At 70.7% G+C, this 7,892-nt stretch carries 4 protein-coding genes and 1 pseudogene; 2 read left to right on the top strand and 3 right to left on the bottom strand.

Going from position 1 to position 7,892, the window contains the following annotated elements; translation table 11 throughout:
• Positions 1-99 precede the first annotated feature (99 nt).
• The 3 genes from RB628_RS38565 to RB628_RS38555 form a co-directional block, all read right to left on the bottom strand.
• Entirely contained in the window at positions 100-3,783 is a 3,684-nt protein-coding gene (locus tag RB628_RS38565; RefSeq protein ID WP_318325314.1) for a nitrate reductase subunit alpha, read from the bottom strand.
• A gap of 305 nt (positions 3,784-4,088) precedes the next feature.
• Complete coding sequence (locus RB628_RS38560) at positions 4,089-4,565, bottom strand: hemerythrin domain-containing protein (RefSeq protein WP_318325312.1); 477 nt, start codon at positions 4,563-4,565, stop codon at positions 4,089-4,091.
• A gap of 46 nt (positions 4,566-4,611) precedes the next feature.
• Positions 4,612-5,895, bottom strand: coding sequence for an MFS transporter (locus tag RB628_RS38555; protein WP_412180794.1), 1,284 nt, complete (start codon positions 5,893-5,895; stop codon positions 4,612-4,614).
• A gap of 238 nt (positions 5,896-6,133) precedes the next feature.
• Between RB628_RS38555 and RB628_RS38550 the strand changes: the two are divergent.
• Positions 6,134-6,555: pseudogene (locus RB628_RS38550) on the top strand (pyridoxamine 5'-phosphate oxidase family protein).
• 1,066 nt (positions 6,556-7,621) lie between these two features.
• The coding region (locus RB628_RS38545; RefSeq protein WP_318325311.1) for a hypothetical protein at positions 7,622-7,892 on the top strand (271 nt) is incomplete at its 3' end.

Here is a 7,892-nt window from a genome sequence, read left to right as displayed (position 1 = left end):
AGGTGACCGAGCAGGTGTGGCAGCCGATGCACTTGTCGAGGTTCATCACCATCGCCATCTGGGCCATCACGCGTCCGATGGTGGCTTCGCCAGGGGGCATCAGTACGTCACCTCCTGGTTCGTGCGGCGGCGGATGACGGTGACCTCGTCGCGCTGGTTGCCGGTCGGGCCGAGGTAGTTGAATGCGTAGGAGAGCTGGGCGTAGCCGCCGATGAGGTGGCTGGGTTTGATCAGCAGGCGGGTGAGGGAGTTGTGGATGCCGCCGCGCCGGCCGGTGGTCTCGGTGCGGGGCACGTCGATCAGGCGGTCCTGGGCGTGGTGCATGTAGACCGTGCCCTCGGGCATGCGGTGCGAGACGACCGCGCGGGCGGCGACCACACCGTTGCGGTTGACCGCCTCCACCCAGTCGTTGTCCTTCACCCCGACCTTGGCCGCGTCCTGCGTGCTCATCCAGATCGTCGGCCCGCCCCTCGACAGGGAGAGCATGAACAGGTTGTCCTGGTACTCGGAGTGGATGGACCACTTGTTGTGCGGGGTCAGGTAGCGCACGGTCACGCCGAGCTCGCCCGTCTCGCCGATGCGGGGCTCGTCGAAGAGCGCGTGCATGTTCAGCGGAGGCCGGTAGACGGGCAGTTGTTCGCCGAGTGCGGTGATCCAGTCGTGGTCGAGGTAGAAGTGCTGGCGGCCGGTGAGGGTGTGCCAGGGCTTGAGGCGCTCGACGTTGATGGTGAACGGGGAGTAGCGGCGCCCTCCGGTCTCCGACCCGGACCACTCCGGGGAGGTGATGACCGGCACGGGGGCGGCCTGGGTGTCGGCGAAGGTGATCTGCTTGCCCTCGTGCTCTGCGGCCAGGTCCGCGAGCCGCGTGCCGGTGCGGGCTTCGAGGGTGTGGAAGCCCTGCGTGGCGAGGTGGCCGTTGGTGGTGCCGGACAGGGCGAGGATCGCCTCGCAGGCGTGCGTGTCGCGGGCGATCGAGGGCCTCCCGTCGGCCGCGCCGCCGCGCACCGTGCCGTTCTTGTGCCGCAGGTACTCCAGCTCGCGGTCGACCTTGAAGGTGACGCCCTTGGTGGTCGCGCCCAGGGTGTCAAGTAGCGGGCCGAGGGCGCCCATCTTGTCGGCGACGGCCGCGTAGTCGCGTTCCACCGTCACCAGCTTCGGCATGGTGCGGCCGGGGACCGGCTCGCACTCCCCCGCCTTCCAGTCGAGTACCCGGCCGTGCGGGTTGGCCATCTCGTCCGGGGTGTCGTGCTGCAGTGCGGCGGCGACCACGTCCTTGCGGACGCCCAGGTGATCGGCGGCCTGGCGGCTGAATTCTTTCGCGAGGGTGTGGAAGGCGTCCCAGTCGGTGCGGGTCTGCCAGGGCGGGGCGATGGCCGGGTTGAAGGCGTGCACGAAGGGGTGCATGTCGGTGCTGGACAGGTCGTGTTTCTCGTACCAGGTGGCAGCAGGCAGGACGACGTCGGAGAAGACGGTCGTGCTGGTCATCCGGAAGTCCAGGGTCAGCAGCAGGTCGAGCTTGCCCTCCGGGGCCTCCTCCCGCCACACCACCTCCCGCGGGCGGGCCTCCGGCGGCGCCTCGGCGGCCCGGACCGCGTGGTCGGTGCCGAGCAGATGCTTGAGGAAGTACTCATTGCCTTTGGCCGAGGAGCCCAGCAGGTTGGCACGCCAGATGGTCAGCACCCTGGGGAAGTTCTCGGGTGCGTCCGGGTCCTCGCCGGCAAACCGCAGCCGCCCGGCCTTCAGCTCGTCCACGATGTGCTCGGCGACCGGGCGGCCCGCGGTGTCGGCCTCGTCGGCGAGGTCGAGGGGGTTGCGGTCGAAGGTCGGGTACGACGGCATCCAGCCCATCCGCGCGGACTGGGCGATGACGTCCGCGGTGGTCTTCCCGGCGAACGGGCCGCCCGCGCCGGCCGCCGCGAGGGTGTCGGCGGAGAACGGGTCGTAGCGGAACTGGTCGCTGTGCAGGTACCAGTACGCGGTCTGGATCATCAGCCGGGCCGGCCGGTTCCAGTCGGCTGCGGTCGCGATCGCCGAGTAGCCGGTGATCGGACGGACCTTCTCCTGGCCGACGTAGTGGGCCCAGCCGCCGCCGTTGACGCCCTGGCAGCCGGTCAGTGTGGTCAGGGTCAGAAAAGCCCGGTAGATGGTGTCGGAGTGGAACCAGTGGTTGGTCCCCGCCCCCATGATGATCATCGAACGGCCGCCGGACTCCTCGGCGTTGGCGGCGAACTCCCGCGCGATCCGAGCCGCCTTCCCGGCGTCCACTCCGGTGATCGCCGCCTGCCAGGCAGGCGTGTACGGCTCCTCCGCGTCCTCGTACGAGGACGGCCACCGGCCGGGCAGGCCGTCGCGAGCGACCCCGTACTGGGCGAGCAGGAGGTCGTACACCGTGGTCACGAGGTGCCCGGCGACCCGCTGAACCGGTACGCCGCGCCGCAGTCTCGCCGCGCTGCCGTCGGGGGCGTCGAAGCGCGGCAGGTCGACGGCGACCGGCGCCTCGTCGCCGCCCTCGGTGGACAGCAGAGGCTGGGTGTCGCCGAGGTCAAGGTTCCACTTGCCGACGCCGGACTCGCCGTATCGGTCGCCGAGCGTGCCGTTCGGCACCACCGGCTGCCGTGTGTTCGCGTCCAGCAGGACGGTCCGGAACTCGGCGTGCTCGGCCCCGGCGTGTTCGCCACCGAGATCCGCGGCGGTGAGGAACTTGCCCGGTGTGAAGGTGCCCGGCTCGTCCTCGCTCTCTTCCAGGGCGACCAGGAAGGGCAGGTCGGTGTAGCGCTTGACGTAGTCGGTGAAGTGCGGCGTGGCCCGGTCGACAAAGAATTCCTTGAGGATCACGTGCCCCATCGCCATGGCGAGGGCCCCGTCGGTACCGGGCTGGGCCGCCAGCCACTCGTCGGCGAACTTCACGTTGTCCGCGTAGTCCGGAGAGACGGCGACGACCTTCTGGCCGCGGTAACGGGCCTCTGCCATCCAGTGCGCGTCGGGCGTGCGGGTCACCGGCAGATTGGAGCCCCACATGATCAGATAGCCGGCGTCCCACCAGTCCCCGGACTCCGGTACGTCGGTCTGGTCGCCGAAGACCTGGGGGGAGGCGACCGGCAGGTCGGCGTACCAGTCGTAGAACGAGAGCATCGCGCCGCCGAGCAGCGAGTAGAAGCGGGCTCCGGCGGCGTGCGAGACCATCGACATCGCCGGGATCGGCGAGAAGCCGGCCAGCCGGTCCGGGCCATACTCCTTGATCGTGTGCACGTGGGCGGCGGCGATCATCTCGACCGCCTCGTCCCAGCTCGCCCGCACCAGCCCGCCCTTGCCGCGAGCCCGCTTGTAGCGGCGGGCACGTTCCGGGTCGGAGACGATGTCCGCCCAGGCGGCCACCGGGTCGCCGAGGCGGGCCTTGGCCTCTCGGTACATCTGCAGCAGCACGCCGCGCACGTACGGGTAGCGCACCCGGGTGGGCGAGTAGGTGTACCAGGAGAAGGCGGCGCCGCGCGGGCAGCCGCGCGGCTCGTACTCGGGGCGGTCGGGGCCGACCGAGGGGTAGTCGGTCTGCTGGGCCTCCCAGGTGATGATGCCGTCCTTGACGTACACCTTCCACGAGCACGAGCCGGTGCAGTTCACCCCGTGGGTGGAGCGCACCACCTTGTCGTGCGACCAGCGGTCCCGGTAGAAGTCGTCCGCCTGCCGGCCGCCCTTTCGGTGCAGGGTGCGCAGGTCGTCGGAGACCTCCGCCCTGGTGAAGAACCGGCGGCTGCGCACCAGCGCCTCCGCCAATTCGCCGTCCATGGCCGCCTGCGTCTGTTCCCGGCTGGTCTCCGTGCTCACCGTGCCACTCCGCCCCGGGCACCACGGGCCCGTTCGAATTGTGATCGGTTCCGGCCGCACACGACTCTACGACCGCCGTCCCCCCGAAGGTCAACAGCCACACCACGACCAACACGTGGCTTGGCAAAGATCGTTGCGTGCAGGGGCGGGTTACCCGGGCTTCGCCAGGCCATACCTGCGCCTGCAAACGCCGTACCCCCGCTCGTTCCGAGCGGGGGTACGGTATCTGCTTGGTGTGCTCCCAACGGGGCGGGAACACGGCCCGGTCAGGCAGCCGGCCGGGACAGGGCGCCGCCTGCCTGCGCGCGCACCCCCTCGACCGCTTCCCACTCCTCGGTGCTGAGGTTGGCGAGCGCGGCCGGGAAGACCCCGTCCTGCTCCTTGAGGATGTGATCGCGCAGCAGGGCCATCGCCTCGATGAGCCGGTCCGGCCAGTTCGGGTCCTCGGACGTCGCGCCGTCGGCGGCCTCGGCCAGCACCGCCCCGATGCGGCGGTGCTCGGCCTCCAGGACCGCGATCTGCTCGGGGAAGTCCCCGGCCATCGCGGGGAACAGCCCGTGCTCCTCGACCTGCGTGTGCGGGTCGAGCACGGTGGTGATCTCACGGGCGATCTGAGCCATCCGGTCCACGTCACCGTCCTGGCGGACGGGGCGGACGTGGCTGATCAGGCGGACAACCTCGTCGTGCTCACGGGTCAGCTCGTCGATCGACGCCAGCGACTGGCAGCCGCAGTACTCGCACACCGGTCTTCTCCCTTCCTTCGTTCCTGTCGGTCTGAACCGCTCACCCTTACGCGGTGGTACCGGCGGTGCGGTGCTCGCGCCGACCGCCGGTGCGCGGCTTCCGCCCACCGCCTTCGGATGCGGCGCGGACGGCGGTGAGGGTGAAGGCCAGCGCCCCGGCGGCCACGATCGCGAGCAGGACGAGACCGATCGCGTACGACTCGTACGCCCCGTACAGCGAGCCCATGACCAGCGGCGGCAGGAACCCGCCCAGTCCGCCCGCGGCACCGACCACTCCGGTCACCGAGCCGACCTGGTTGGCCGGGGTCAGCAGGGCCAGCAGGGCGAAGGTCGCCCCGCTGGCCGCGCCGAGCGCGGCGGCCATGGCCAGGAAGGCGATGGTGCCCACCGGCGCCAGGGCCGGGGTGAACGACTGCACGACCGCACCGGCCACGACCACGGCCATCGAGCCGGCCAGCACCCGGACCGGGCCCATCCGGTCGGACAACCAGCCACCCATCGGGCGCATCGCCACCGCGAGGAGCACGAATCCGGCCATGCGGTTCGCCGCGTCCGCCTGGGTGAGGCCGTAGCCGGTCTTGAGGTAGGTGGGCAGGTAGACCGAGAAGGCGACATAGCCGCCGAACGCGACCGCGTACAGCGCGGATGCCTGCCAGGTGATGGGCATCCGGACGGTGGCGGCCAGTCGACGGGCCAACGGCTCGGTCGGTACGGTGCGGCCGGGGGCGTCGCGCAGCAACAGCGCGGCAGCCACGGCATACATGGCCAGGACCGCGGCGGTGATCAGGAACGGTGTCACCATGCTGTTCGCGTCGACCAGCTTCACGGTGGTCAGGGCGCTGATGGCGGTGCCGCCCATGCCGGCGCCGAAGACGCCGATGGCAAGACCGCGCCGCCCGGGCGGGAACCAGGCGTTGACGAGCGGCACACCGACGGCAAAGGCGGTGCCGCCGATGCCGAGGAAGAAACCGCCGATGAGCAGGGCGGCGAGGGACGAGTGCCCGGCCAGGCCCAGGTAGAGCACCGGCACGACGGTGGCCGCCGACACCACCGGGAACATGACCCGTCCGCCGAACCTGTCAGTCAGCGCGCCGACCGGTATCCGGCCCAGTGAGCCGACCACGACCGGCACCGCCACCAGCAGCGACTGCTCGAACGACGACAGGTCGAGGCCGTCCTTGAACCGGGGGCCGAGGGGGCTGAGCAGCGCCCAGGCCCAGAAGTTCACGGCGAAACCGACCGTGGCCAGGGCCAGCATCAGCCACGCCCGGCCGGACACCGACCCAGCTGACGGTGAGCTGCCGCTCTTCGACTCCAACGGCTGGACCATGTTGTCCGTCCCCTTTCCACTTCATGGTGGTACTGCGCCACCGGGATCGCACGCGCACCGCAGCCCCCTGCCTGCAGAACGGCGTCACGTCACCACTGTTCGCATCAGGAAGCACCGGTGGCATGGGCCATCAGTCCCTACCGACGGACAGACGGTCCCCGGGTTCGGACCCGGCCGTCCCTCCAAACAGCCCCCTGGACCGCCTTGCCCGAGCGGCTCCCGCGGGGACGATGGACTGATGTCCCAGAACGACGCCTTTCGCTCACTCGACCGGCAGGAGTGCATGCGGCTGCTCGCCAAGGTGCCGGTCGGCCGCGTGGTCTACACCAGGCAGGCACTGCCCGCGGTGCTCCCCATCAACTCCTCCCTGGACACGGACGCCTCGTCCTGCTGTGCACCTCGCCGGACTCGGACCTCGTACACGCCATCGACGGCGTCGTGGTCGCCTTCGAAGGGGACGAGTTCGACGCGGTATCCCGGTCCGGCTGGAGCGTGGTCGTCACGGGCCGGGCCACCGTGGTGACCGACCCCGCCGAGCACGAGCGGCTGTCCCAGGACGGCCCCACGTCTTGGATGCCCCTGAAAGACGCCGTGTTCGTACGGATCGAATCCGAGATGGTCACGGGCCGGGAGCTCAACGGGGCGCGCGGCAATCCGTGAGGCGCAGCAGAGCGGGCCGGGCGACGGTCCTCGATCTGCGCGGGCCACCACCCCCGCCGGGCCGGTGGGGGTGGTGGCAGCTGGAACGCCGCGCACCTGATAGGACCGGGCGCCGACGCAGAAGAAGGAGCCGTGCGTCCGGCCGTAGCGGGCCAGGCGACCGAGGGCAGGCCGCAGTCGCCCATAACTCCGTCTTCCTCCAGTACCTGCACTGGCTCCCCGACCCTGCACAGCCGGGACACATGATGGAGCGCCTGCCCGTCACCAGCGTCGCGTTCTCCGACAGCACTGCAGCGCCGCAGCTTCAGATTGCGGACTGGGCAGCTGGGGCGGTCCGGCAGTGGGCGGTCGCCTCCCGCCGGTCCTGGGGCGTCCACAGCAGGGCCAGCTGATGAGGCTCTCGATGAGCAGGCGGGCCTCGGGCATGCCGTGCGCGACGGGGTAGAGCGCGGCTTCCTCGGCTGCGGCGTGCGGCAGCAGCGAGCGGTCGCAGAAGGCCACGAGCCGGCGTGGATCTTCTCAGCGGCGCTCGGCTCACGGCGGTCCACGGCGTGAGCAGCATCTTCACGCGTGGCCAGTTCCCCGGCCAGGCGAGCGTGGTGCGCCTCCGCGCCTTCAAGGGCTGTGGCGTCCTGGGGGTCCGAGGCGAGGGTGAGCACGCTCATGGTCGTGTCTCCAGCGGGTCGGGCCGGCGCGGCCGGCCGATGCGGGTGGGGCCGGCATTCAGGGTGCCGACTCTCGGGGCGAATGCCGCGTCCGGCCGCGGTGAGCGGCCGGACGCTCGGCCGAACCGGGCGCCACGCGCCGTACGCGCTGTGCCTGCGGCAGCCGGGGACGGGGGAGTCGGCTGCCAGGCAGGCACGGAATGCGGTCGTACAGATGGGCATCTGCGGTTCGATCAGTGCCCAGCATGCACTCCGGGCACAGCCGAACTCCCCCGCTGACCGGACCCAGCACGGGGACCAAAGGTCCCTATTGCAACCGGCCAGATGGGGCCGGAAGGTCGTCCGGCAGGGACCGCCAGCCCCAGGTGCACCATGGCCTGCGGCTTCTAGCGTTCCCAGCCATGGAGAACCATCAGAACGCACGGCGCCAGGCGTCGCCCACAGGTGAGAGCTGGCCGCTGGCGGCCCGCAGACTGTTGACCCGTCGTGAGGTGTCGGCCGACGGGCGCGCCGTGTTCGGTGAAGGCGACCCGAAGTGGGAGAGCTTCTACCGGGACCGGTGGGCTCACGACAAGGTGGTGCGCTCCACCCATGGCGTGAACTGCACCGGGTCGTGTTCGTGGATGGTGTACGTCAAGGACGGCATCATCACCTGGGAGCACCAGGCCACCG

It is taken from the genome of Streptomyces sp. ADMS, assembly GCF_033441795.1.
Taxonomy (GTDB): domain Bacteria; phylum Actinomycetota; class Actinomycetes; order Streptomycetales; family Streptomycetaceae; genus Streptomyces.
Note: the sequence above shows the minus strand (reverse complement) of the source record. Positions and strands in the feature narration are given on the sequence as shown.